The organism is Psychrobacter sp. MES7-P7E (assembly GCF_002863645.1).
Classification (GTDB): domain Bacteria; phylum Pseudomonadota; class Gammaproteobacteria; order Pseudomonadales; family Moraxellaceae; genus Psychrobacter.
The window spans coordinates 1-1,363 of the sequence record NZ_PJBU01000034.1 but is presented as its reverse complement, the minus strand read 5'-3'; the positions used below and the strand labels follow the sequence as shown (position 1 = coordinate 1,363).

Sequence of the window (1,363 nt, the reverse complement as noted above, 5' to 3'; positions counted from 1 at the left end):
TGCCATGCAAACGCTCTCAAATTGGCATAACAAAGCCAATCAAGGCAAGCTTATCGGCACAGAACAATATGATCCTGATCTTATGAGTGCTCTTCAAGAAATAAAGCAGCTCAAGCAGCAGCTTAAAGTGGCTGAAGAGGAACGCGAGATCCTAAATGAGGAGGGATAAAGCGAAGCACTGCTTCGCCCCGACGCAAGATAAGAGCTATGCTCGAATGAGGCGACGGCGTACTTTGCCAAGCACAGTTAGTCAGGTACGCCTTTATCAAAGATAACCAGCACTTCTTTAGCATCAGCACTATGTGCCGTGTGTTAAGGGTTAAGCCCTCAAGCTATTACGACTGGATCAGTCGTGACATCAGTGACCAGCAGATACATCGCAACCAGTCTGAATTACTGGTTAAAGCGGCTCACAGTGAAACGAAAGAACGTTATGGCGTAGATCGACTGCATGCTCATCTAAGCGAGCAAGGCCACAACATTAGCCTATATATGGTAAGAAGCATCAAAGAGGAACACGGGATTAAATGTCGTCGTCATAAGCGCTTTAAAGTGGCCACCGACTCTAATCACAACAAGCTGATTTACCCAAATGTGCTGGATCAGCAGTTTGATGCCAGTCGCCCTAATGAGTCTTGGGTAAGCGATATTACTTATATCTGGACAAGCGAGGGTTGGCTATACTTAGCAGGCGTTAAAGATTTATACACCAAAGAGCTGGTCGGTTACGCTATCAACAAACGCATGACAGCAGATTTAGTATGCCGTGCACTTAACATGACTATCAAAAATAAACGACCCAGCCAAGGATTGATTATGCACTCTGACAGAGGCAGCCAGTATTGCAATAATGCCTATCACAAAATCATCAAACAGCATCAGCTTACTGGTTTAATGAGTGGTAAAGGCAATTGTGTCGACAATGCTCCGATAGAAAGCTTCTGGGGTACATTAAAGAATGAGCTTGTATACCATCAGGACTATAAAACAAGGTTTACAGCGATCAGCGATAACACACAATATATCGAGCTCTACTAAAATCAGACGAGAATTCAAAAGGGTTTAGGCTATAGATCGCCAAGGCAGATGTGGTTTGACTTTTATCATCAGGCTGCGTAATTAAAATCTCCCAAGTTTAACTGTACGGATTTGACGTCAGGGGCCAGTTTCTTAAAGTTCCTCATTGGCAAAGTACGCCGTCGCCTTTTTTAATATCTCTCGTTCCTCTTCGGCTACTTTAAGCTGTCGTTTGAGCTGCTTTATTTCCTGAAGAGCCGTCATAAGATCAGGATCATATTGTTCTGTGCCGATAAGCTTGCCTTGATTGGCTTTATTATGCCAATTAGATAAGGTCTGCATGGCG

General features: G+C 43.8%; 2 pseudogenes. One reads left to right on the top strand and one right to left on the bottom strand.

The window, feature by feature from the left end:
* Nucleotides 1-1,119 (top strand): annotated as a pseudogene (locus CXF62_RS01350) (IS3 family transposase); the annotation flags it as partial.
* A gap of 64 nt (nucleotides 1,120-1,183) precedes the next feature.
* Here CXF62_RS01350 and CXF62_RS01345 read toward each other — a convergent pair.
* Nucleotides 1,184-1,363, bottom strand: a pseudogene (locus CXF62_RS01345) (IS3 family transposase); the annotation flags it as partial.